Consider the following 23,897-nt stretch of genomic DNA (forward strand, 5'->3'; position numbering starts at 1 on the left):
TGGTTAAAACATCTTATAGAGTTGGAACCAAATGCGGTCGTCGTGGTCCGTCGGCTCGGACAGGTCGCGGCGGCCGTCGATTTTGCGGGCCCAATCAAGCTGGGCGTGCCAGTCGTTGGGCAGGCTGTAGCGAAGGCCCAGGCCCCAGCCGTACAGGTGCTCCGTGGCAAAATCGTTCGCTTTATTGTTGACGTAGCCAGCATCAATAAAGGCCGCGGCTTCTAATCCTTCAATGCCTGTCTGGCGGCGGATTTCAGCGCTGCCCAGCCAGCCGGCATCGCCGTAGCCTTCGCCGTTGCCATAGGCCCGGACGCCGTTAATCCCGCCGAGGTAGAACTGCTCGCTGCCATCCAAAGCGCGATTGGCTAACTGTCCCTGGAAGCGGACGCGGTAGTTCCACGGGCCGTCGTACCATATCTTTAGGACGCTGCCCGTCAGCTTGTGATAGGCTCCGTCGTAGTATGCGCCGGCGCCGTCGCCATCGCTCTGAATATCGCCGTACCAGTAAATCAGGTCATATTGGGTGAACTCATTGGGATAATACTGGCTTCCGCTGATGCCGACATGCCATACGTCGGCGTCTTTTTCCGTCTTATATTCGGGAGCATTAAACCAGTTATTGAAATTTAACCGGTCTTCAATGCGGCGGCGGTCGTAGCCGTAGATAGCCGTCAGGCGGTTCATACGGTCGCGGTACAAGGGCGTCATGCCGTAGATGCTGATGCCTCTCGATTTGCCCAAGGAATTGTAAAAATCATTCGTATGGAGCTCATACATGCTCTGGCTGTAAGCGATGCCGACGCGCGTTCCGTCGTACCCTACTGGCGTTTCATAGCGGACGCTGTAGCTCTTGACGTCGTGGCTGGACAGCATGCCGCTCAGGGTAATCTTGTCGCCGTTATGGCTGAGGTTGTTGATTTCCGTGTTGAAGCCGTAACGGTAGCGGCCTGAATAGTAGCCACCCCCATTATCAACAAAGACATAGTTGTTCCACACCGGCCGGTCTTGTACCTGCACGTCGACAGCCGTCGTTCCCGCTTCCTTTCCGGGACGGAGAACGGCGCGGGCCGTCACGCCGGGCAGGTCGTTGAGGTTGTTCATGGCCAATTCCAGATTGCGGTCGGTCATGACATCGCCGGCCTTGAGCTTGTGCAGATATCCCTCGAGAACGGAATCTGCCACGTCGGACGTGTTCTGCGTCACGCGGATTTCATCGTATTTCGCTACGTATACTTTAATCTCCAAGCTGCCGTCAGCGATCTCCTGCGGCGGCACGACAGCCTGAGCAACAGTATAACCATTGTTCTTAGCATAATCTGTAATCTTATCTGTCAGCTCCTGCAGCTCTGCTACCTTTACGCTGCGGTTGCTATATGCCTGTAATATTTCTTGCAACTGCCCTTGCTTATCAGGCAGAATAAATCCTGTCAGAGTAATTTTCCGCACATAAAAAGCCGGCACTTCTTCTGTACCGGTATTACCGGGCTGATAGCCGTCCGGCACAGCTTGATCTACGACAACGTCCTGCCGGCCCGTCCGATAATATGGATGGGTCGTCACTGCTTCTTTATCAAACGTCGGAATTGGCGACTGGGCCCAAGCCGAACAACTCATCAGCAGTCCTAAGACAATCGTCAAATGAAGAGTTTTTGTCATAAATACACCCCTCTAATACCATATAAAATATGATCATTAATAAATAATTACAGATATATAATATATCACCACCCCATTATTTGGCAATATCCCCTATGAAAAATTCCCATCTCTAATACACATAAATATACTTTCGTATATTTACCAGCCAGCGGAAATACTATAAAAAAAGAGCGCAGCTTCTGAAGAAACTACGCTCACTATATTAGTATTTTTTCTCTTTTATTTCAGCAGGCCCTTTTCTTCAATAAAATCCGACACCATATCGGCAGCCGTCGCCGTAATGCGGATGCACTGCTTGCGGTATTCCGGCGTACCGAAGCTCAGGCGGTTGAGAGCGCGGCAGCACGTCGTGCCGAAATGAGCCTTAAAGCGGTCGTGAAATTCATGGGTATATTGATATACTTCGGGCAATTCCTTTTCCGACGGGTCGAGACGGCCGACCAGAGAGCTGATAATCAGACAGGAACCGCTCAGTGCGCCGCATACGCAGCCTGAGCGGCCGATACCGCCGCCTAAGCCGCAGGCCATGCGGATGGCCACGTCGGGAAGATTCAGATTCATGCTGTCATTGCAGGCCTTGACGACCGATTCGACACAGTTATTTCCTTCTAAATGATATTTTTCGGCAAGCTTGTATACACTTTCCAATTCATAACCCCTCCTATGGTATAATCAGGGTTCATTATACCATGAAGGACGATTACTTGCCAAACAAGGCCGCCGCGTCGGCCATATTCTGCCGAATATCGACGGCAAAGGGACATCGCGTTTCACAGGCGCCGCACTGGATGCATTCCGATGCCGTATGAGGCAGTACGGCGTAATGCTCCCGTACCGTTTCAGGAATATCGCCCTGAGCCTTGCACAGGTTGAGGAATTTTGTCACTGCCGCCACGTCAATCCCCTGAGGGCAGGGTGCGCAGTGGCCGCAATACATGCACTGGCCCTTCCAGCTGATGTTCGGGAAGGACGCCAAGGCCGCGGCATAGTCTTTTTCTTCATCTGACGCGTCTTCATAGGCCAGATTCCGCTTCATTTCCTCTACAGTCCGCGCGCCGTTCATAATAGACGCCACGGCCGGCCGGTCCAAGGCATAGCTCATGCACTGGAACGGGGTCAACGCCTTTCCGGCCGGCGAAATATCGCCGCGGAGCAAGTCTCCGCCGCCGAAGGCTTTCATGACAGTAATGCCTACGCCCAGCCGCTGGCACGTTTCATACAGCAGTTGCCGCTGCGGGTCCATATTGAGCAGGGGCTTTTCATAGCTTTCGGGAGCCCACAGGAGCTCCAAGTTTTCGTTGCCGGGCTGCAGGTCGTAGCAGGGATTGACGCTGAACATAAGCACGTCAATGAGACCGCTTTCAACAGCTGCCAGGGCCGCCTGCGGGTTATGGCTCGACAGGCCGATGCTGCCGATGACGCCGGCTGCTTTCAGCTCCAAGGCGTATGCCATGACGTCTCCCTCCTGAATGCGCTGCCAATCCGACAGGGAATCGACGTAATGAACCATGCCGATTTCCAGATGATCCGTCTTCAGCCGCTTCAGCTGGTCTTCAAAGCCTGCTTTGACATCTTCTATATCACGGGTCCGCTTATACTGCCCATCCTTCCAAATCGTGCACAAATGAGCCTGCAAGACGAACTTGTCTCGCCGCCCCTGCAAGGCCTTGCCCAACGCGTCGCGAAATGCCGGATGGGGCGCATACAAGTCGATGCAGTTAGCCCCCTGTTCTTCCATAACATTGATAAAGTCTTCTGTCCATTCGGGATGCTCTACCATGCCTTCACAGCCAAAACCGATTTCTCCGACGGAAAGGCCTGTCCGTCCTAATACTCTGTATTTCATCCTATCCTACCTCCTGACTATATCCTTTCCTAATGTTGTAAGCATAGCATATAGAGTCCACTTTAAGTCAAGCCGTTTCTTACAAGTCCTTCTGCATGAAAATAGCCGGAATAGGATTGTCATAGTACGGCGGGATTTCGTAAAATCCATATTCTTTATACAGGCTCATTGCCGCCGTCATAAACGGCAAGGTGTCCAGGCGCATGTACTGGTAGCCAATCCGCCTGGCATCGCCGATACATTGCTCCATGAGAAGCCGGCTGAGTCCCTGTCCCCTGTATTCCGGCCGGACATACAGCCGCTTCAGCTCACAGCACCTTTCGTCGAGACGATGAATGGCCGCACAGCCTGCGAGCTGCCCGTCGTCACGGCACAGGCCGTACAGCCGCCCGTCGGGCAGGCCGTATTTTTCCTCTACATGGTCCAGCTCATCGCCGTAGCCCTGCGCTGCCAGACAGGATTTCACCGTCTCGTCTGTCTCGACCAGCATAGCCGTATATTCGCAAAACAGCTGCCGTATATCGTCCAGTCTATCATATGCCAATACAATCTTCATATCCATACCCTCCCCTGCAGGCATTCGGTCTATACCTGTATTATAACAGAAATCTGCCGATTTCTACCGGTAGCGTTTCACATATAATATACAAACGGCGCATCGCCAAAGGCCAGGCTCACATCGGAAGCTGCCGCAACGCAAAAAATCTGTCTCCTTGCAGAGGCTATCTGACAAGAAGACAGATTTTCATAACGATAGGCCGTTAAGACCTTAAATCAGCCCAGCAGCATGCTGCACGATGAGGCTGACTACAGACACGCTGAACCAGCAGACCAAGCCCAGCAGGATAGGACGAAGGCCATTGCGAAGCAATGAGCGCAGGTTGGTGCGCAGACCGATAGCCGCCATGGCTGCGATGATCATGAATTTCCCCAGCTGGCCCAGAAAATGAGATACGTCGGCCGGCAGGATGCCTGTCGTGTTGACGATGGAGGCCGCGACAAACCAGGCGATAAAGAAGGGAAATACTTTTTTTAGGCTGAATGTACTGCCCTGGGCGTCATTCTGCTTGCGCCGGGCCACGATGACGGCCATGACCAGACAGACCGGCACGATCATAAGAGCCCGGGTAAGCTTCGTAATAGTCGCCAGGCTGCCGGCTGCATCGCTGTAGGAATAGCCTGCGGCGACAACGGACGACGTGTCGTTAATGGCTGTGCCGGCCCACATGCCGAAGCCGGCGTCGCTCATGCCCATGAGGTGGCCCAAAAAGGGAAAGATAAAGACGGCAGCGATGTTGAACAGGAAAATCGTCGAAATGGAAAAGGCCACGTCTTTTTCCTTGGCTTCGATGACCGGCGCTACGGCGGCGATAGCCGAACCGCCGCAGATGGCCGTGCCGGCGCCGATGAGGGTCGTCGTCTTAAATTCCAGGTCGAGAAGCCGGCCGACGGCGATGGCTACGAGAAAGGCCGTCGCCAAGGTGCAGACCATGACCGACACCGATTTCGCTCCCGTATCCAGCACATGGTATAAGTTCATTTCAAAGCCGAGCAAAATAATCGAATACTGGAGCACCTTCTTGCCCGTATAGGCAATTCCCTCTTCCAGCACGGCAGGCCGCCGGACGGAGGCAAAGACCATCCCCAGCAGAATCCCGAATACGGGCCCGCCGATGATGGGGAAATACTGACCCAGAAAATAGGCCGGAACAGCAAACACGAGGGTAAAGGCCAAGCCTTTCCATACATTCATGCAGATACACTTCCTTCATATCGTATTTGAAAACGTCATGAAAGAAGTGTATCATGGTATTATGTATATGTAAAATTGTATTATTTTATCGTTTTAATAGGTGATTCATTATGGATATTTCTATGACGCTGCGCCATCTATCCGTCTTTCTCGCCGTCTGCGAGGAAAACAGCATGACCGGCGCGGCCAAGCGGCTGCACATGACCCAGCCTTCAGTCAGCCAAACTATCAAGGAATTGGAAGATGCCTACGAGGTCTGCCTCTTCGAGCGGCTGGGACGGCGGCTGCACATCACGCCGGCTGGACAGAGCCTCCTGGCCTATGGACGGCAAATCTTGTCGCTGACAGCCCAGGCCGAACAGGCCCTTCACTCCTTCAGCCGCACGGCTCCCGTGCGCATCGGCGCCAGCGTGACTATCGGCGAGGTATTCCTCGTCGAGCTGCTCCAGCAGTTAAAGAGCCGTCATCCTGCCCAGGAAATCTTGTCGGAAATCCACAACACGAGCGAGCTGGAGCACATGCTCCTGCGCGACGACATCGATCTGGCCCTGGTCGAAGGGGACATTTCGTCGCCCTATTTATTGTCTTCACCCTTCATGGTCGACGATCTGGTCGTCGTCGCGCCGCCGTCCTGTCCCCTGGCCCAGCACGCCTCCCTTTCGGTACAAGAACTGTGCGGCCTGACCATGTACCTGCGCGAGGAAGGCAGCGGCACGCGGGATCTCTTTCTTCAGACCATGGAGCAGCATCACGCCGCCGTGCGCATTGCCGGCTCGTTCAACAATACGGAAGCCCTGAAAAAGGTCGTCATGGCCGGCCTGGGCGCTACCATCCTGTCGCGCCGCCTCGTAGACGAAGACATCGCCGCCGGGCGCCTCGCCCTCCTGCCGGTAGACCGCGTCGCCTTCAAGCGCATCTTCAAAATCGTCCGCCACAAGGACAAATTTATCACGCCGCCCCTGCAAGCCGTCATTCAGGCCTGCCAGCAGCACGACCAGTGGTTTTAAAAAGCCCATATAAAGGTATATAGAACAAAAGGGAAACGCCTGCGAACAGGTCGTTTCCCTTTTGTCTACTGGGGATGATATATCAGATATATTGACATACGACGTCGGTCATCGTATGGGTATCTGCTTTTTTGAAGCCCTCTTTATACAGGTCGGCTGTACGCCAGCCATCGGCCAGAGCCTTGTCGACAGCAGCTTCGATAGCGTCGGCAGCGGCGTCTTCGTCCAAGGAATAGCGCAGGAGCATGGCTGCCGACAAAATGGTAGCGCAGGGATTGGCAATGCCTTGTCCGGCAATGTCCGGCGCCGAGCCGTGAATGGGCTCGTACAGGCTGGTAAGCTCGCCGATGGAAGCCGAAGGCATCATGCCGATGGAACCGCCCAATACGGCTGCTTCATCGCTCAGGATGTCGCCGAAGAGGTTGCCCGTGACGATGACGTCGAACTGCGTCGGGTCCAGGGCCAGCTGCATGGCGCAGTTGTCGACGTAGTAATGATTCAGGGCGATGTCGGGATAGTCCTTGGCGACGTCTACGACGGTGCGCCGCCACAGGCGGGACGTAGCCAGAACGTTGGATTTATCGACGGACGTGACCTTGCCGCGCCGTTTCCGCGCCGCTTCCATGGCAAAGCGCGTAATGCGCTGTACTTCGGGCACGCTGTAGTTTTCCAAGTCCCAGGCTCGTTCGACGCCGTTATGGATTTCCGATTCGCATTTGTCGCCGAAGTAAATGCCGCCGATGAGCTCGCGGACGATGACGATGTCCGTGCCGGTGACGATGTCCGGCTTCAAGGGCGAATACTCGGCCAGTACGGGAGATACCTTGACGGGACGGAGGTTGACGTACAATCCCAAGGCCTTGCGCAGGCCCAAAACGGCCCGTTCGGGACGGAGGGACGGTTCAACGTTGTCCCACTGGTCGCCGCCGACGGCACCGAAGAGGACGGCGTCGGCCTTCTTCGCCGCTTCGACCGTATCGTCGGGCAGTGGCGTGCCGTATTTGTCATAAGCCGTGCCGCCGGCGTCCTTCGTCTCGAAGGTCAGGCCGATATGAAATTTGTCGTCTATTTTCTGCAGCACCTTGACGGCTGCGTCGGTAATTTCCTTGCCTATCCCATCGCCGGGAATGACTACGATATGCTTAGACATGCTTATTTATACTCCTTCACATAGTTGATTAATCCGCCGGCCTTGGCGATATCCTGGATAAAGCCCGGCAGGGGCGGCGCCTGGAAGACGTCTCCTGTCGTCTTATCGACGATTTTCCCCGTGGACAAGTCGACGTCCAGCACGTCGCCGGCCTTGATTTTCTCCACGTCGTCGCCGATTTCCAGTACGGGCAGGCCGACGTTGATGGCGTTGCGGTAGAAAATGCGGGCGAAGCTGGCGGCGATGACGACGGGCACGCCGGATGCCTTAATGGCGATGGGCGCGTGTTCCCGCGACGAGCCGCAGCCGAAGTTGTGGCCGCCGACCATGATATCCCCTTCCCGGACATTATCTGCAAAGGATTCGTCAATGTCCACCATGCAGTGCGACGCCAATTCCTTCGGGTCAAAGCTGTTCAAATACCGGGCCGGGATGATGACGTCCGTATCTATGTTGTCGCCGTAGCGCCAAACCTTTCCTTCTAAACTCATGTTACTGAACCTCCTTCGGTGCGGCGATCTTGCCGAGAATTGCGCTGGCAGCGGCGACCTGCGGCCCTGCCAGATAGACTTCGCTGTCGACGTGACCCATGCGGCCGCGGAAATTGCGGTTCGTCGTGGACACGCATTTTTCGCCGGCTGCCAGGATGCCCATGTAGCCGCCCAGACAGGGGCCGCACGTCGGCGTAGACACGGCGCAGCCCGCCGTGATGAAGGTTTCGATATAGCCGGCCTTCATGGCGTCCATGTAAACCTGCTGGCTGCCGGGGATGACGATGCAGCGGACACGGGGATGAACCTTGCGCCCCTTCAGGATCGACGCGGCGATTTCCAAATCTTCCAGACGGCCGTTCGTGCAGGAGCCGATGACGACCTGGTCGATGGCGATGTCGCCGAAGGTACCGATGACCTTCGTATTGCCCGGCAGATGAGGGAAGGCTACGACAGGCTTCAATTCGGACAGGTTAATTTCTACAGTCCGGCAGTATTCGGCGTCTTCGTCGGCTGTGACGGCGTCGTATTCGTAATTGATGCGGCCTTTTTCATAGGCTATCGTCTGTTCGTCGACGGGGAAGATGCCGTTCTTCGCGCCGGCTTCGATAGCCATATTGGCAATGGTCAGGCGGTCGGTCATGGTGAGGGCCGCCACGCCGTCGCCGGTGAATTCCAGCGATTTGTACAGCGCGCCGTCGACGCCGACCATGCCGATGAGGGTCAGCATAACGTCCTTGCCCGTAATGTCATCGGGCTTTTGTCCCGTCAGGTGGACGTTGATAGCTTCGGGCACCTTGAACCACGCTTCGCCCGTGGCCATGGCCACGCCCAAATCGGTCGAGCCGACGCCTGTGGCAAAGCCGCCTAATGCGCCGTACGTACAGGTATGGGAATCAGCGCCGATGGTCAGCATGCCCGGCCCTACGATGCCCTGTTCGGGCAAGAGGACGTGCTCGATGCCGACGCGGCCCACTTCAAAGTAATGGGTAATTTCGTGTTCCCTGGCAAAATCGCGGACGATTTTCGCCAAACCTGCCGATTTAATGTCCTTGTTCGGCGTAAAGTGATCCGGTACCAAGGCGATTTTGTCCTTATCGAAGACGGGCCGGCCGATTTTATTGAATTCGGCGATAGCCGGCGGCGCCGTAATGTCGTTGGCCAGTACCATATCTAACTTGCATGTAATCAAATCTCCTGCTTTGACAGAAGGAAGACCGGCATGCTTTGCCAGTATCTTCTGCGTCATCGTCATTCCCATGTGAGTCTATTCCTCCTCTGATAGCAATATAGTGGGCGCGCCGTCGCCGGCGCACCCCTGCGTTGTCGGTTTAGTGTTGTCCTGCAATAGCCTTGAATTCGCTGACCGCTGCCGGGTCGGAAGTCAGGTGGCGGAAGCGGACGCGCTGGGCCATGCCCTCCATGCGGTTGATCGCCGTGATGAAGGCGAAAATCGAAGCGGTCATCGTATCCGTATCGACGCCGGCGCCCCAGATCGTGCGGCCCTGCTTGTCCGTCAGGCCGAAGTAGGCGATGCCGCGCGAGTCAGAGCCGCGGTCCAAATCGTGTTCGCTGTACACGAGGTTGTCGATTTCGATGCCGTAGGCTTCGCAGATGGCGTTGCTGATGGCATTGAGCTGGCCGTTGCCCCGTCCTTCCAGGATGACCTCTTCTTCGTCGGCCTTGACTAAAATCTTGCCGATCCACTGACCGCCGAATTTCTGTACGAAAAAGTTTTCAACCTTCAAGGGCCAGCCTACGTTCAAGTAATTCTGCTCGAATACGTCGTAGATTTCAGCCGGCTTGAGCTCCTGATGCTTGTGATCCGATACGCTCTTGACGAAATAGCTGAAATCTTCGCGCATCTTCTTGGGCATGTCGATGCCGTAGTTCTGCTCCATGATGAAGCCTACGCCGCCCTTGCCGGACTGGCTGTTGATGCGGATGACGTCGGAGTCGTAGGTACGTCCCACGTCGTGGGGATCGATATACAGATACGGGCAGGTCCAGTACTGCTCGTTTCCTTCTTCGCGGAAATGCATGCCCTTGGCGATGGCGTCCTGATGGGAGCCGGAGAAGGCGGCAAAGACCAGCTGGCCTGCGTAGGGCTGTCTGGGATGAACATGCATGCGCGTCACCCGTTCGTACGTGTCGACGAGCTTGGGCATGTTGGAAAAATCCAGCTGCGGGTCGACGCCCAAGGCGAACATGTTCATGGCCACGGTGACGATATCGACGTTGCCCGTCCGTTCGCCGTTGCCGAACAATGTCCCTTCGACGCGGTCCGCCCCGGCCAGGAGGGCCATTTCTGCGTCGGCTACGCCCGTGCCGCGGTCGTTATGCGGATGGACGGACAAGACGACGTTGTCGCGGTATTTCAGGTTCTGCGACATATAGGCGATCTGGGCGGCGAAGACGTGCGGCATGGACATCTGCACCGTCGACGGCAGGTTGATGATGGCCTTGCGGTCAGCCGTGGGCTTCCATACGTCCAGAACGGCGTTGCACACTTCCAAGGCGTATTCCGGCTCGGTACCGGTGAAGCTTTCCGGCGAATATTCGAAGCGGTAGTCGGCGCCGGCTTCGTCTGTCAGGCGCTGGAGCAATTTCGCGCCGTCGACGGCAATCTGCTTAATTTCTTCCTTGGACATGCGGAAGACCTGCTGCCGCTGGGCGAAGGACGTCGAGTTGTAGACGTGGACGATGGCGTTTTTGACGCCCTGCAGGGCCTCGAAGGTCTTGCGGATAATGTGCTCCCGGGCCTGGGTCAGTACCTGGACGGTCACGTCGTCAGGAATCATGTCGTGCTCGACGAGGTAGCGCAGGAATTCGTATTCCGTCTCCGACGCTGCCGGGAAGCCTACTTCGATTTCCTTAAAGCCCATGGCTACGAGGGTCTTGTAAAATTCGATTTTTTCATCAAGGCTCATAGGAATGATGAGGGCCTGGTTGCCGTCGCGCAAATCGACGCTGCACCACACGGGAGCCTTGTCGGGGCAATCCTTGTATGCCCACGACATATCGACGACAGGGGGCATGTAATACCCTTTTTTGTAATGTTCTACGTTTCTCATACTTCCATCTCTCCTTGATCATGAAATACATACGGCAAATATAACATAATCAAAATAAAAAAATCTTCCGCCTCGTTAAGAGACGAAAGATATCCTTACGCGTTACCACTCTCATTCATGCCCAAAGGCATGCTCTCTATAGGTACGGACATATCGTCGATACCCTCCTGTTTGTTAACGGCCAGGCCCCGGCTCCACCTACTGTCGTTTCAGCGAGCTGCTTAGAGACGAGTTCACTTCCATTCCGTTGCTGCTTCTCACCGGCCAGCAGCTCTCTGCAAACTTTCTGGAACCTACTATTTCTCTTCAACGCATTTTTATTTTGACTTGTTGATGTGTATGTTATCACAAGAAAAACATCTTGGCAAGGGAATTTCTTAAATTTTACAAAAAATTATTAAGTTAAACCTTTTACTATTACTGATATATTAGGTATTCCACCGTAAAAATGACAGTTTCTGCAAAAAACAAATCTGTCTCTTGTATTTTCCGGCAAAACGTGATAGACTAATAAAGTATTCGCCGAGAGCCATACATGCGCCTATAGCTCAGGGGATAGAGCACCGGTCTCCGGAACCGGGTGCGTAGGTTCGAATCCTACTAGGCGCACCACCTATGAAGCAGCCGTAAAGGCTGCTTTTTGTATATCCCGCCATTTAAAAGGAGGTTATCGTCATGTCTCAATTACCGGGCCTGCACCTGCGCGAGTCCCATCCGCAGCTTTGCCTCACCCTGCGCGGCGAAACGATCGAAGAGCTCAGCAACGCCGTCCGCGCCTTGTCGGAATATCCGGCCGACGTCATCGAATTCAATGCCGCAACCTTTAACGGCGTCAGCAATTTCTCTCAAATCGGCAATGCCCTGCTCCTCATCACCAGTCCGCTCCGCGACCAGCGGGTCGTCTTTTCCTGCCCCATGACCGAGCTGCCGGAATATTACCAGACGCAGGACGACTACTACGACATCTTATTTTTCGCCATCCGCACGGGCCTCATCGATGCCGTGGAAATCGAATCGACGCTAGACATAGACAAGATCGACGAGCTGGCCGACGAAGCGACGGAAGCCGACATCATGCCTATCCTCACCATCCGCTGCGATGGCCCCTTTTCAGAATCGGATTTTGCCGACAAGCTGTTCTCCGTCGTATCGGAAGATATTTTCGCCTACCACATCATCTGCTCTCCCCAGTCGGACGAAGAGTTGGCGGAAATCATGGAATGCCTGCACAGCTGTGAGGCCGTCCATGAGGACACGCAGTTCATCATCGAAACGAGAGGTTCATACGGGAAAGAAGCCCTCAAAAACGGCAACACCTTCTCGTCGCCTATCCTCTACGCCGCGCCGGAAGAAACGGAAGACAGACTGTCCATCGCCGAACTGCACGACATTCTTCAGGCAAAATAACATAGATAGCCATACAAAAAGCGCCTCGCCGCAGCGTATCATAGCTGCCGGCAAGGCGCCTTTTTCATAGGATTATATCGTTTCAAAGAGGGACTGGTTTTGGCGGCCCCGGCGGTGGTATATGCCGATGCGGCGGGCCAGCATCATGTCCGCGTCCAAGGGAATGCCGAACTGCTTGCCCAGCACTTCCCAGACCTGCTGGGGCTTGACGGCCCCTTCATCAGTCTGCAGGATGCCGATGCGCAGGGTCAGCGTTTTGCCGTCAGTCTTTCCGGAAAGAGGTTCGACGACGTGATGCTTCACGTTGATGAGGCGGACCTTGCGTGCATCCTTAGGAGATACCTTTTCGTACATGACGTCGGAGGCATCGTTGAAGGCCTGCAGAGCCTGCTGCAGGGCATCGTCGCCGTATCCGTCCTGTATGGGACCGGTCAGGCGATACACGGCGTAATTGGCCATCGCCATGAGCTTAGGCGCTCTGGCGTCGACGTATTTACCGCCCAGGACGACAAAGCCGTCCGGCGACTGGGCGTTCATCTTCTCGACGACGCCTTCTACAGGCAGGCGCTCGCGCAGCTCCATATCCAGATATTCTTCGTCGGCCGTTACGCCGACGCCGAGAGCCGAAGCGAAGCTCAGCTTCATGTGGGGATTAAAGCCTTCGGAATAGGCAATGGGCAGGCGGGCCCGGATGATAACGTAGCGGACGGCCCGGGCAAAATCCAGGTGGGACAAAAATTGCAGAGCCCCGTCCTTTTTAACAGCTAAACGCAGTCTTTCCACGGCCGGCACCTTCCTTTCTGTCGATAATTTCTACGCCTAAATTCGGGCATACGCCGCATCCCGTACAGCTCAGATGCCGGCAGTCGTGGGTCAGCTCGCCGCCTACGGCCTTCTGCCATTCCCGTCGGAGGAAGGCTTTGGACGCGCCGTTGCTCAGGTGGTCCCACGGCAGGGGCTCGTTCACATCGCGCTGGCGGGCGGCGAAGTAATCGGGATCGACGCCAGCCTTGGCAAAAGCTTCCATCCACTTGTCGTAGTCGAACAGCTCCGTCCAGCCGTCGAATTTGCAGCCCAGCTTCCACGCTTCGTAGAGGACCTGGCCCATGCGGCGGTCGCCGCGGGCGAAGGTCGCTTCCAAATAGCCCGTCTTGGCGTCGTGGTAGTGGTACGAAATATGCTTATCCCGGATGAGGCTCTTCAAATAGGCCTGCTTGCGCTGAATTTCTTCAACGGGAAGCTGGCCGAACCATTGGAAGGCCGTGTGGGACTTGGGTACGAAGCTCGACACGGACACGGTGACCTTGCCGTTGTTCTTCTTCGTCACCGTGCGGTACAGGTTCAACACCTTATAGGCCAGGTCGGCAATCCCAGCCAAATCTTCGTCTGTTTCCGTCGGCAAACCCATCATGAAGTACAGCTTGACTGTAGACCAACCGTTTTGGAAAGCGTTTTCGCAGGCCTTCAGGAGATTTTCCTCTGTCACGCCCTTGTTGATAACGTCGCGGAGGCGCTGCGTCCCCGCTTCGGGCGCGAAGGTCAGGCCGCTCTTGCGGACCTGCTGGACCTTCTTGGCAATATCGACGGAAAAGCTGTCGACGCGCAGCGACGGCAGGCTGACGCTGACCTTCTGATCCTTAAATTCTTCCAGCAGCATGTCGACCAGCTCGGGCAGGCAGGAATAGTCGGCCGAGCTGAGGCTCATGAGGGAGATTTCGTCGTAGCCCGAATTGGCGACGATTTCCTTCGCCAGCTGCACGAGGCGCTGCGGCGATTTTTCCCGGACAGGACGATACAGCATGCCGGCTTGGCAGAACCGGCAGCCCCGGCTGCAGCCGCGGAATAATTCGAGGACGGCTCGGTTATGGACGATGTCGATATTCGGCACGAGGGGCTTCGTCGGAAAAAAGGCGTTCTCCATGTCGGCGACGACGCATTTTTCAATGTGTTCCTTCGCTTCCGGCTCCGTCGGCACGAGCCCCAGGAAATTCCCCTGCTCGTCATACTGGGCGTCGTAAAAGGCCGGTACGTAGTTTCCCTGCTGCTGGGCCAGCTGCTTCAGCAGCCCCTTCTTGCCGCCGGGCTTGCCCTGCTCCTTCCAGGCGATAATCGTATCGGCCGTCAGCTGCGTCGACTCTTCCGATTCGCCGAGGAAGAAAACGTCGACGTAATCGGCCAAAGGCTCGGCATTGTAGGCACAGGGACCGCCGGCGGCGACGAGGGGCATATCCTCTCCCCTGTCCTTGGAAAAAAGGGGAATGCCGGCCAAATCCAGCATATTCAGGATATTGGTAAAGCTCATTTCATACTGAAGGGTGAAGCCGACCATATCGAAATCGGCGACAGGCGTCTTCGTCTCCAGGGAAAAGAGGGGATAGCCCTTCTGGCGCATGACCTCTTCCATGTCGGGCCACGGCGCGTAGACGCGCTCGGCCGCCACGTCGTCCCGCTCGTTGAGCAGGGCGTAAAGAATACGCAGGCCTAAATGGCTCATGGCTACTTCATATACGTCGGGAAAACAATAGGCAACGGTCAGCTTTACGTCGTCGTGGTTCTTGACGACGCTGTTCCATTCGCCGCCGACGTAGCGGGCCGGCTTGCTGACCTTGCTGAGCAAAATCGGATCTATCGAAACAGTACGGGACACTGAATTTCCTCCTAATCGCTAAAAAATCATAGTCTGCTGGCGCATGTACACGCTGAGCAAAATCCCCAGGCCTACCATATTGGTCGTCAGGGCGCTGACGCCGTAGCTCATAAAGGGTAACGGAATCCCCGTGACCGGCATGATGCCGCAGGTCATGCCGACGTTGACCAGAATCTGGAAGGTCCACATGGAAATGACGCCTGTAGCCAAAAGCATGCCGAAGGGGTCCTTGCACTCCTTGGCGATCATGAGGCCGCGGTAAATGAGCACGAAATACAAAAACAGCAGAAATACGCAGCCTAAAAAGCCCAGCTCTTCGCCGATGACGGAAAAGATGAAGTCCGTATGGTTTTCCGGCAGGAAGTTCAGCTGGCTCTGGGAGCCCTGGAACAGGCCCTTGCCGAAAAGCATGCCCGAGCCGATGGCAATTTTAGACTGGATGATATGATAGCCCGCGCCGAAGGGATCGGCGTTGGGGTCCAAAAATACGGTAATGCGGGCCTTCTGGTAATCCTTCAGGAAGTGCCAGCCAATAGGCGCCAGGACGACGCCGACGGCGGCGATATTGCGCAGCAGGGACAGCTTAATGCGCGATACGAAGACCATGCCCAAGCCGATAGCCAAAAAGACGAGGCTCGTCCCCAAGTCGGGCTGCTTCAATACGAGCAGGAAGGGAATGCCGATGAATAAACCGACGGGCAGCACGCTGCGGAACGTATTGAGCTGTCCGACCCGTTCCGACAGCAAGGCCGCCGTGCAGACGATCATGATGATCTTGGCAAATTCCGACGGCTGCACCGTAATCGGCCCGACCTGAATCCACCGCTGGGCCCCTAAGGCCGACGTGCCGACAAACATGACGGCCAGCAGCATGAGCAGATTGACGACGTACAAGGGCTTGGCGAAGCGCTTGAGCCGCGTGTAATCGTAATGGCAGAAAAACAGGACAATGGCCAGGTTGATGATAAAACCGATGCCCTGACGGATGACGAAATCGTAATTGATGATGCCTTTGTTAATGTGCGTGGCGCTGCCGATAATGCATAAGCTGACGCCTATGATGAGAAAGCTGACGACGAGCAGCACTTTATCTAAATTTTTCCATTCTCTTTTCAACATATATAGGAACTCCTATCGGCGATAATGTCGCCAGGCCGCAGACTGGTCGCGCCGCCGCCGTAGGGACAGGCCCCTGGGCCGGCAAGAGATATCCTCGTCTGCCGCGTCTTCTTCTGGTTCTTCTTCGGGTTCGGCCGCTGTGCCGTTCAGAATAGCCGCCGCTTTCTGCAGCTCCGCTACGGCCAGGGCCTTCATGCAGCCGAGGGACTCTTTTTCTTCCTCGTCGGCGACGGGCAGGCACTCTCTTTCCGCTGCGCCCGCTCCTTCCGCCGTCGGCAGCAGGGCCGTCAGGCTGTCGATGTTCGGAACTGCTCCCCTTTCGACGTAAGCCGCCGTCTGGGCCAGGGCCTGCATAAAGGGGCTCTCCGCCGCATGCAGGAGACAGCCCTCGTGGGCCGCCCGGTGCACCGCCGGGTCGTGAGGCAGAATGCCGGCGACGGTTTCGGGATTTAACATCTGCAGCATATCCTGCACCGGCACGTAACCGGGTACGCCGCTGTAGAAATTATTGAACAGCACGTCGTAATTGAAGCGCTTGCGCTTGTTGCAGAACTGCATGACCCGGGCGGCGTCGCGCATAGACGACCACGTCGGCTCGACGACGAAGAAAATGCGGTCGGCAATGGCCGTGGCGTCCTTGTAGGCCCGCCCCCGCCCCGGCGGACAGTCGATGAGGGTATAGTCGTGGTCTTTAGACAAGGTTTCGACGATATAATGGTACGTCGGCGCGTCGACTTTTTCCCACGTATGCTTCTGGCTGGCCGCTAAAAAGTCCAGCTTGCCGGCAACAGTCATGACGGCTTCGCCGGCGCGGCAGCGTCCCTTGATGACGTCGCCTATATCGTACAGGACGTCGTCCTGCATGCCAAACATGAGATCTAAGTTGCGCAGGCCCATATCGGCGTCGACGGCCAGTACGGAATGGCCGCGGCGCTGCAGGGCGATAGCCAGGGAGGCCGTGACCAGCGTCTTGCCGACGCCGCCCTTACCCGAGGCGATAGCTATGATGGTTGACATGAGAACGACTCCTTTCTGTACAATACGAAATTACAAATCCTATTCTGCCGGCTCGGCGTCCTGGGCCGCCGCTCCGTCGGCGCCTGCCTTCTGGTCCTTCTCTTCGTCCTTCGGCATGCCGGCGGCGTATTTGCCGACGTGGAAAAATTCTTCCAGCATTTCCTTAACAATCGGCGCGGACGCGCTGGAACCGTACCCGCCCTGTTCGACGAGAACGGCGATGACGATGCGCGGATGGTCGAAAGGCGCGTAGGCTACGAACCAGCCGTGGTCCTGGCCGCTGTAGTTTTCAGCCGTGCCGGTCTTGCCGGCGACCTGGATGGGGAAATCGGCGAAGATATATCCCGCCGTCCCTTCTTCCGTAACATTGCGCATGCCTTCGCGGATCAAATCGAGGGTCGACCGGGAAATGGACAAGGTGCCGATTTGCTCCGGCGCAAAAATCTTGTACGGCGTGCCGTCGAGGTTGTCGATGCGGCTGACCAAAAAGGGACGGTACTGGATGCCGCCGTTGGCCACTTCGCTGACGATCAGGGCCGCCTGGAGTGGCGTGACGAGCTGGAAGCCCTGGCCGATAGCCGAGTTGAACGTATCGCCCAGATACCAGTCTTCGCCAAAGGTATCCATCTTGTATTTTTCGCTGGCAATGAGGCCCGACGACTCGCCGCGCAGGTCGATGCCCGTCTTCTTGCCCATGCCGAACATGGCCGCGTATTCCGCCAGCTTGTCGATGCCGACGCGGCGGCCCATTTCATAGAAATATACGTTGTCCGACTTGGACAAGGCTTCGGTAAAGTTAATCCAGCCCAGGGCTTCGCCGCCGGCATTGCGCATGTCTACGAGCCAGTGGCGGCCGCTGTCGAAGATCAATTCGTCAGGCGTAACCTTTTTCAGTTCCAGGGCGGCGGCGCCGGTAATGATCTTAAAGGGCGAGCCCGGCGGATATTCGCCGGCGATGGCCCGGTTTTCCATGGGGTGATAGGGATTGTCGTTGATCTGGGACCATTCGGCTTCCGTAATCCCCCGGGTAAACCAGTTCGGATTGTACGACGGGCGGCTGGCCATAGCCAGCACGGCTCCCGTATTGGGGTCCAGGGCGACCATAGCGATGCCCGCCGTGCCGATGCCGTTGGCAATCTGAGAGTCCATAGCCTTTTCCGCCGCCTGCTGCAGGTTCAGGTCGATGGTCAAATGAATGTTGTGACCGGCTACGGGATTCTTTCGTTCCATTTCCTTGACCGGACTGCCCGTAGCGTCGACTTCGACCTGCCGGCCGCCGTCCTTGCCCCGGAGCAGGTCGTCGTAGTACGCTTCCAGGCCGGCCCGGCCGATCTGGGTGATATTGGACACGCCTTCCTGCCCTTCGAGGCGCTGCTGGTCGTCCTCGTCTATCTGTCCGACGTAGCCGAAAATCTGAGCGGCCATTTCATTGTACGGATAGTAGCGGATCGGCTGGACGTCGATGGAAATCCCCGGCAGCTCGTTGCGCCGTTCTTCAATTTTAGTGACAATATCCTGGGTCAGGTCGTTGGCCAGGACCGTCGGGATATAAGAGCTCTTTACTTTATCTATTTTTTCCCGCAGCTTGGCTTCCGGGATATTCAGCAGCTGCGACAATTCGTTCAGCTCCGCGTCGGACATGCCGTCCTTCGTCGGTACGTAGGTCACCATGAAGCTGGGCCGCGAGCCGACGAGAATCTGGCCGTTCCGGTCGTACATGACGCCGCGCATGGCCGCGATGGGGACGGCCCGCAGCCGGTTTCCTTCGGCCAGGGAGTGGTAATACTCCCCTTCTACGAGCTGCAAATAAGCCAGCCGGCAGACCAGTATGGCGAAGATAGCGATGATGACCCAATACAAATACCGGAAGCGGCCGTCATCGCTCTTTTTTTTCATTAACGCTTCAAGCATCTGTGCGTTCCTCCATCTACCAACGATATCCCATGTGGCCGTAGTACAACTCGTCGCGGCGCAGCCGCCAGACGACGCGGTCTACCGGCAGGGCCAGTATGCCGTGATACGCCAGCATGGGAATACTGAATTCAAACAAATAGGACGCCCCGTTGATGAACTGGCCGGAAATAAACAGGACGGCGCAGGTCAGAATCAGGCAGCACTCCGTCGCTCCCAGGACGATGAGCTCCGTCAATATCCACTGGTCCTTGTCGATGCCGCGGCCTATGTAGCTGCAGGCAAAGGCGATGACGAGATACGGCAGCAGGTGGACGCCCAGGAAATTGCCGATTACCACATCCTGGCAGACGCCGCCAATCAGGGCCGTAACGACGCCGACGCGCTGGCCGTAATGAAGGGCCATGAGGACGACGAAGAGAAATACGAGGTTCGGCTGGGTAATGCCGTCGCATACAAAGGGCAGGACGGAGCTTTGCAGGATGAATACGATGAACGCCGTCATAAGGCAACTCAGCTTTTTCATAAGGCTGCCGCTCCTTTGATTCCTTCTACTTTATCGCGGTTCGTCTGGGGAACGAGCTTCGGCGCGACGCCGGGCTTGTCGTACGAACCGGTATCAGACGATTTCAAGATGACGAATACTTCTTCCAGCTTGGAGAAGTCGACGCTGGGACGGATGACGGCGTATTTGACGAAATCGTTGTCGTTCTGGTGAATCGACACGATGGTGCCGACGTACAATCCCTTGGGATAAATGGAGCCGAAGCCCGACGTGACGAGGGTATCGCCCTCCAGAATATCCGCGTCTTTGGCGATGTTGACGAACTGTGGTTCCGACGGCACGTTGCCGTTGCCGCGGACGACGGACGATACGCGCGATTCCGGCCGCTGTACGATAGCGCCGATGCTGGTGCGCGGGTCCGTCAGGAGCTGGACGCGGGCCGAATGGGGATAGGCCTCGCTGATAAAGCCGACGACGCCGCTCGGCGTAATGACGGGCATGTCCTTGGCGACGCCTTCGTTCGTGCCGGCGTCGATGATCATCGTGTTGCTCCACGTACCGTAATCACGGGAAATGACGACTGCGGCAACCATCTGGTATTGGCCGTGGGATGCGCGGAAGTCGAGGAGCTGACGCAGGCGGTCGTTTTCGGCCACCAGCTCGTCGTAGTCGACAGTGCGGCTCTTGAGCTCGGCGTTTTCCCGTTCCAGCGCTTCCCATTCAATGCGGTTTTTTAAACTAATATCGACGATGTGAAAAGCCGACGCCAAGGAATTCATGATACGGCTCGCCCCGTATTCAAAGGGGGCCGCAGCCATCTGTAGCGGCTTGGCTACGAAGGGCAGCGATTCGCGCTGCCGCCAGGCCCAGCCGACGACGGCGATGAGGACAAAGAGTATCAGCACGATGACGACGCTTTTTTTACCTAACGAAAACAATTTTAAAATCTCCTCCTATAAATGCGCTGCGCTCCTTCAATGACCGGGGCCAGCTTTTCCCGTTCCGCTACGGCGATGCCGATGCCCCGCACGACGGCCAGCTCCGGCTCGGCGGCCAGGACGACGGGAACGCCCAGTTCCTGAGAAAAGAGCTGTTCCATGCCCTTGAGCTTGGCGCCGCCGCCGGTCAGCACGACGCCGTGCTCCATAATATCGGCCGACAACTCCGGCGGCGTTTCCTGAAGGGCCGACCGCACCAAGTCGAGTATTTTCATGAGGGGCCTGCCGATGACCTGATAGAGCTCGCTGGCCTGGACGGCGCATTCCTTCTGCAGTCCGTCGTCGAGGCCCCGGCCTGTGAAGTAATAGCCCCGGTCTTCCAGAGGCAGTACAGCCGAGCCGTTGGTAATCTTCATCTCTTCAATGGTCATGTCGTCGGTGACGATATCGTATTGGCCGCGCAGGTAATCTTTAATCGCTTCATTGAAATCGAGGCTGCCCAGGTGAATGGACTTGGACACGACGATGCCGCCCAAGGAAAGGATAGCCACATTCGTCGTGCCGCCGCCGATGTTAACGACCATGTTGCCTACGGGATCGTATACGGGCATGTTGACGCCCATGGCCGCGGCAACGGCCGTGTCGACGAGGTAGGCTTCCTTGGCTCCGGCCTGATAGACGGCTTCCATGACGGCCCTCTTTTCGACGTTGGACGCCGCAGCCGGCACGCCGACCATGATGCGCAGGCGCTGGACGCTGCGGACGCATTTGCTGAGGATATAGCCCAGCATCGTCCGCGTCACGCCGTAGTCGGCGACGACGCCGTTCAGCAGGGGCCGATGGATCTTCACCGTTTCCGGCGACTTCGACAGCATGCTTTCCGCCCCGTTGCCGATGGCTACGAGCTTGCGGTTCCGCTCGTCCGTCGCCACGATGGAAGGCTCGGAAAAGACGACGCCCCGCCCTTCTACGTAGACCTGGGTCGTGCACGTTCCCAAGTCAATACCTATATTTTTAGTTAATGGAGAAAAAATCGAAGCCATGCCAAAACCCTTTCCTATACTATGTAATCATCTTCATATTTTAGCACACCAAGGCGATTTTCGCACTATATTTCATATTATTAAATATCTTCTATATTCTTTTATTCAAATAATTAAAGGATTTATTTTTTTATTATGTTTTTTATATATTAATCCTGATAAAAAAAGTTATTTGCTATCATAATATAAGTAAAGTTCATCCATAGATACGCTCATATAAATAATTAATCCCTTTTTATCTACTCCAAATTCCAACTCTCTATCTTGATCATAATCAAATATATTTTTATTTTTATATATACAATAATACTCTATTGCAGGTTCTATATTTCCCACCGTCAATGGAAGTCTTATTTCATTAGCATTCCCATACAGTTGTTTTACGTCAGAAAGAGTAGATAATCCAATTACTATCCCTCTAGAAGAAGATATTCCTTTTTTGAAAGTTGAAAAATGATATATTTTTCCATTGCATACGTTGATGCAGCTATCATCAAAATAATAAGTCATTCTAGATTTATCAATTTCAATTCCACTTCTAACATAATCGTTTCTTTTTATTTGTCCTAGTATCATTTTAGAAGTATCTTCAGAAAATTTATCAGCAAGACAAAGACCATTGATGGAAAAATCTTTATTTGACAGCTTTCTTTTTCTTTTAGCAATCACCTTATAGATGCAATAACAGATCGTTATTGTCATCCCAGAAATATAAAATAAAGCTTCTAAAGATAATACATAACAAATTATATACATTGCCACTACTATACTAGCAGGTATCATACATAGAATCATATACATAAGATTATTATCTTTTCTAGATAAATTGGGATAGAATTTATCTAGAAAGTGGCAAATTGCAGATAGTATAAGACAGAAATAACACCCTATAGAAATCATAGAAAAGACATCCTCAAATCCTCTCATTAAATTCATAAAATCATCTCGCCTTCTATAAGCATTTCACTTAAAATATTTTATTCTTATACATTAATTATGGCTAGTAACGCAAAAGCGGCGTCGAAAGCCTTCCCTCTGCCGGGTCCGGTTTCAGCGCCGCGCCGCGTCTTATTCTTCCGTATCTTCTTTTAAGTACGTCCAGCCTTCTTGCTGGTAGATTTTCTGTTCCTTCATGAGATGGCCCAGGGCCCGCTTGAACGCGGCCTTGCTCAGGCCGAACTTCGTCTTGATGACCGCCGGCGCCGTCTTGTCGCCATAGGGCATCTTCCCCTTCCGCTGCTTGAGGAAGGCCAGGATTTTTTCGCTGTCCGGGTTGATAGCGTTTTCCTTGGTCTGGCGCAGGGAAATGTTGATGCGGCCGTCTTCGCGCAGGTACGTGATGCGCCCCTTGACCATCTGGCCGATGAGGATGGGGCCGCTGAATTCGCTGCGGTGCAGAAAGGCAATCCACCGTTCCCGCGTCATGAGGTAGGCTCCCTGGTCGGTCATGTTGTAGACCGCCCCTTCGACCCAGTCGCCGACCTTGGCGTCCGTCGCCGCCCTGGAGGCCCGGCGCATTTCGTCTTCTACTTCCATAGATACGGCCAGGCGATGGGACTTGTCTTCATACAGCTTAACCCATACGTATTCCCCTTCCTTGGGGCGTCCCTTCATTTCGGCAAAGGGCATGAAGATGCCCCGCTCCGTACCGACGTCGACGAAGGCGCCGAAGCGCGTCGTGTTGATGACCGGCGCATAGCCGATCTGGCCGACCTTGATTTTCGGCAGGCGCATACTGGCCGTCAGGCGGCCCGACGGGTCATGATACAAGAAGACCGTAACCTTGTCGCCGACATGGACCTCTTCGGTCTGCTGATTTTTATGGAGCAGTATGTCGTCGTTCGTATTGCCCGTGCCGCCGTTTAAAAATACGCCCATGTCGCTGGTGCGCAATACTTCCAGCGTGGCAATGCTGTTTTCCTGCAGTACCTGCATCTTACTCACCTTCGAACGGAATCCGTTCGGCGTCGCACCACAAGTTTTCCAAATCATAGTAGCTGCGGTCCTGTTCGACAAATACGTGAGCCACGACTTCACCGGCGTCGATGAGTATCCACTTGCCTTCGCGGTAGCCTTCGACGTGGCGCACGTCGTAGCCATGCTTTTCCATTTCTTCTTCAATGTTGTCGGCAATGCTCTGGGCCTGCTTGTTGTTGCGGGCGCTGCAGATGACGAAATAATCGGCCATCATGGACGACTGTTCCATGTCGAGGATGACGATGTTCCAGCTCTTTTTGTCACTAGCGGCCTGGGCCGCAATTTCATAGCTTTTCAGTTCTCTTTCTTCTTTCGTTGTCTTTATGGTAATTGGCATTCTGTGTTCTCCTTCT

At 55.2% G+C, this 23,897-nt stretch carries 22 protein-coding genes, 1 tRNA gene and 1 other annotated feature; of the genes, 3 read left to right on the forward strand and 20 right to left on the reverse strand.

The genetic code is table 11. The features are described from left to right. Positions 1-3: 3 nt before the first annotated feature. The 5 genes from CJ260_RS06845 to CJ260_RS06865 all read right to left on the reverse strand — a co-directional run bounded on the left by CJ260_RS06845 (position 4) and on the right by CJ260_RS06865 (position 5,258). Positions 4-1,656, reverse strand: coding sequence for a ShlB/FhaC/HecB family hemolysin secretion/activation protein (locus CJ260_RS06845; RefSeq protein WP_095629660.1), 1,653 nt, complete (start codon positions 1,654-1,656; stop codon positions 4-6). Positions 1,657-1,878: 222 nt separating this feature from the next. Then, a complete protein-coding gene (locus CJ260_RS06850; protein WP_087477479.1) occupies positions 1,879-2,307 on the reverse strand; it encodes a C-GCAxxG-C-C family (seleno)protein in 429 nt (142 codons plus the stop codon). Between the two features lie 52 nt (positions 2,308-2,359). Beyond that, positions 2,360-3,505, reverse strand: coding sequence for an aldo/keto reductase (locus CJ260_RS06855; protein ID WP_087477480.1), 1,146 nt, complete (start codon positions 3,503-3,505; stop codon positions 2,360-2,362). Between the two features lie 79 nt (positions 3,506-3,584). Continuing rightward, a complete protein-coding gene (locus CJ260_RS06860) occupies positions 3,585-4,061 on the reverse strand; it encodes a GNAT family N-acetyltransferase (RefSeq protein WP_198947416.1) in 477 nt (158 codons plus the stop codon). Between the two features lie 213 nt (positions 4,062-4,274). Next, on the reverse strand, positions 4,275-5,258 hold the full coding sequence (locus tag CJ260_RS06865) for a YeiH family protein (protein WP_095629661.1): 984 nt from the start codon (positions 5,256-5,258) through the stop codon (positions 4,275-4,277). Positions 5,259-5,368: 110 nt separating this feature from the next. Here CJ260_RS06865 and CJ260_RS06870 point away from each other — a divergent pair, with 110 nt between their 5' ends. Next, on the forward strand, positions 5,369-6,265 hold the full coding sequence (locus tag CJ260_RS06870; RefSeq protein WP_233127914.1) for a LysR family transcriptional regulator: 897 nt from the start codon (positions 5,369-5,371) through the stop codon (positions 6,263-6,265). Positions 6,266-6,347: 82 nt separating this feature from the next. Here CJ260_RS06870 and leuB read toward each other — a convergent pair whose 3' ends face one another. The 4 genes from leuB to CJ260_RS06890 all read right to left on the reverse strand — a co-directional run bounded on the left by leuB (position 6,348) and on the right by CJ260_RS06890 (position 10,980). After that, positions 6,348-7,415 carry a 3-isopropylmalate dehydrogenase gene (leuB, locus tag CJ260_RS06875; RefSeq protein ID WP_095629662.1) on the reverse strand — a complete coding sequence of 356 codons (1,068 nt, stop codon included), beginning with the start codon at positions 7,413-7,415 and terminating at the stop codon, positions 6,348-6,350. Between the two features lie 2 nt (positions 7,416-7,417). Beyond that, positions 7,418-7,906, reverse strand: a complete 489-nt coding sequence (locus CJ260_RS06880) for a 3-isopropylmalate dehydratase small subunit (RefSeq protein ID WP_087477484.1) — start codon at positions 7,904-7,906, stop codon at positions 7,418-7,420. 1 nt (position 7,907) lies between these two features. Next, entirely contained in the window at positions 7,908-9,167 is a 1,260-nt protein-coding gene (gene leuC, locus CJ260_RS06885) for a 3-isopropylmalate dehydratase large subunit (RefSeq protein WP_095629663.1), read from the reverse strand. A gap of 70 nt (positions 9,168-9,237) precedes the next feature. Continuing rightward, complete coding sequence (locus CJ260_RS06890; protein ID WP_095629664.1) at positions 9,238-10,980, reverse strand: 2-isopropylmalate synthase; 1,743 nt, start codon at positions 10,978-10,980, stop codon at positions 9,238-9,240. Positions 10,981-11,055: 75 nt separating this feature from the next. Next, positions 11,056-11,299: a binding site (T-box leader), on the reverse strand. 218 nt (positions 11,300-11,517) lie between these two features. Here CJ260_RS06890 and CJ260_RS06895 point away from each other — a divergent pair. Together CJ260_RS06895 and CJ260_RS06900 are read left to right on the forward strand one after the other, a co-directional pair. Then, positions 11,518-11,592 (forward strand) — tRNA-Arg (locus tag CJ260_RS06895). A gap of 63 nt (positions 11,593-11,655) precedes the next feature. Next, positions 11,656-12,387, forward strand: a complete 732-nt coding sequence (locus CJ260_RS06900) for a type I 3-dehydroquinate dehydratase (RefSeq protein ID WP_095629665.1) — start codon at positions 11,656-11,658, stop codon at positions 12,385-12,387. A gap of 72 nt (positions 12,388-12,459) precedes the next feature. Here the strand turns inward: CJ260_RS06900 and CJ260_RS06905 are convergent, their stop codons facing one another. The 11 genes from CJ260_RS06905 to rsfS form a co-directional block, all read right to left on the reverse strand. After that, positions 12,460-13,170 carry a TIGR03936 family radical SAM-associated protein gene (locus CJ260_RS06905; RefSeq protein ID WP_095629666.1) on the reverse strand — a complete coding sequence of 237 codons (711 nt, stop codon included), beginning with the start codon at positions 13,168-13,170 and terminating at the stop codon, positions 12,460-12,462. Then, positions 13,145-15,034, reverse strand: coding sequence for a TIGR03960 family B12-binding radical SAM protein (locus tag CJ260_RS06910; RefSeq protein ID WP_095629667.1), 1,890 nt, complete (start codon positions 15,032-15,034; stop codon positions 13,145-13,147). The genes CJ260_RS06905 and CJ260_RS06910 overlap by 26 nt, the downstream gene beginning before the upstream one ends. Before the next feature lie 18 nt (positions 15,035-15,052). Further along, positions 15,053-16,153 carry a rod shape-determining protein RodA gene (gene rodA, locus CJ260_RS06915; RefSeq protein ID WP_095629668.1) on the reverse strand — a complete coding sequence of 367 codons (1,101 nt, stop codon included), beginning with the start codon at positions 16,151-16,153 and terminating at the stop codon, positions 15,053-15,055. A gap of 12 nt (positions 16,154-16,165) precedes the next feature. Next, positions 16,166-17,170 (reverse strand): AAA family ATPase, encoded by a 1,005-nt coding sequence (locus CJ260_RS06920; RefSeq protein ID WP_095629669.1) that lies wholly within the window; start codon positions 17,168-17,170, stop codon positions 16,166-16,168. Positions 17,171-17,209: 39 nt separating this feature from the next. Continuing rightward, the gene (mrdA, locus tag CJ260_RS06925) at positions 17,210-19,081 is read right to left on the reverse strand and encodes a penicillin-binding protein 2 (RefSeq protein WP_095629670.1); all 1,872 of its coding nucleotides are present in this window, start codon (positions 19,079-19,081) and stop codon (positions 17,210-17,212) included. 16 nt (positions 19,082-19,097) lie between these two features. Beyond that, entirely contained in the window at positions 19,098-19,607 is a 510-nt protein-coding gene (gene mreD / locus CJ260_RS06930; protein WP_095629671.1) for a rod shape-determining protein MreD, read from the reverse strand. Continuing rightward, the gene (gene mreC, locus CJ260_RS06935) at positions 19,604-20,524 is read right to left on the reverse strand and encodes a rod shape-determining protein MreC (protein WP_087477494.1); all 921 of its coding nucleotides are present in this window, start codon (positions 20,522-20,524) and stop codon (positions 19,604-19,606) included. The genes mreD and mreC overlap by 4 nt, the downstream gene beginning before the upstream one ends. A gap of 2 nt (positions 20,525-20,526) precedes the next feature. Then, positions 20,527-21,567, reverse strand: coding sequence for a rod shape-determining protein (locus CJ260_RS06940; RefSeq protein WP_087477495.1), 1,041 nt, complete (start codon positions 21,565-21,567; stop codon positions 20,527-20,529). Positions 21,568-21,735: 168 nt separating this feature from the next. Next, positions 21,736-22,350: a hypothetical protein gene (locus CJ260_RS06945; RefSeq protein ID WP_233127915.1), complete on the reverse strand. Its 615-nt coding sequence runs from the start codon at positions 22,348-22,350 to the stop codon at positions 21,736-21,738. Between the two features lie 285 nt (positions 22,351-22,635). Beyond that, a complete protein-coding gene (locus tag CJ260_RS06950; RefSeq protein ID WP_095629673.1) occupies positions 22,636-23,502 on the reverse strand; it encodes a S1 RNA-binding domain-containing protein in 867 nt (288 codons plus the stop codon). A 1-nt stretch (position 23,503) separates the two neighbouring features. Then, positions 23,504-23,881 carry a ribosome silencing factor gene (rsfS, locus tag CJ260_RS06955; RefSeq protein ID WP_087477497.1) on the reverse strand — a complete coding sequence of 126 codons (378 nt, stop codon included), beginning with the start codon at positions 23,879-23,881 and terminating at the stop codon, positions 23,504-23,506. Between the last annotated feature and the right edge of the window lie 16 nt (positions 23,882-23,897).

This window comes from Megasphaera sp. ASD88 (genome assembly GCF_002287425.1).
GTDB lineage: Bacteria > Bacillota > Negativicutes > Veillonellales > Megasphaeraceae > Megasphaera > Megasphaera stantonii.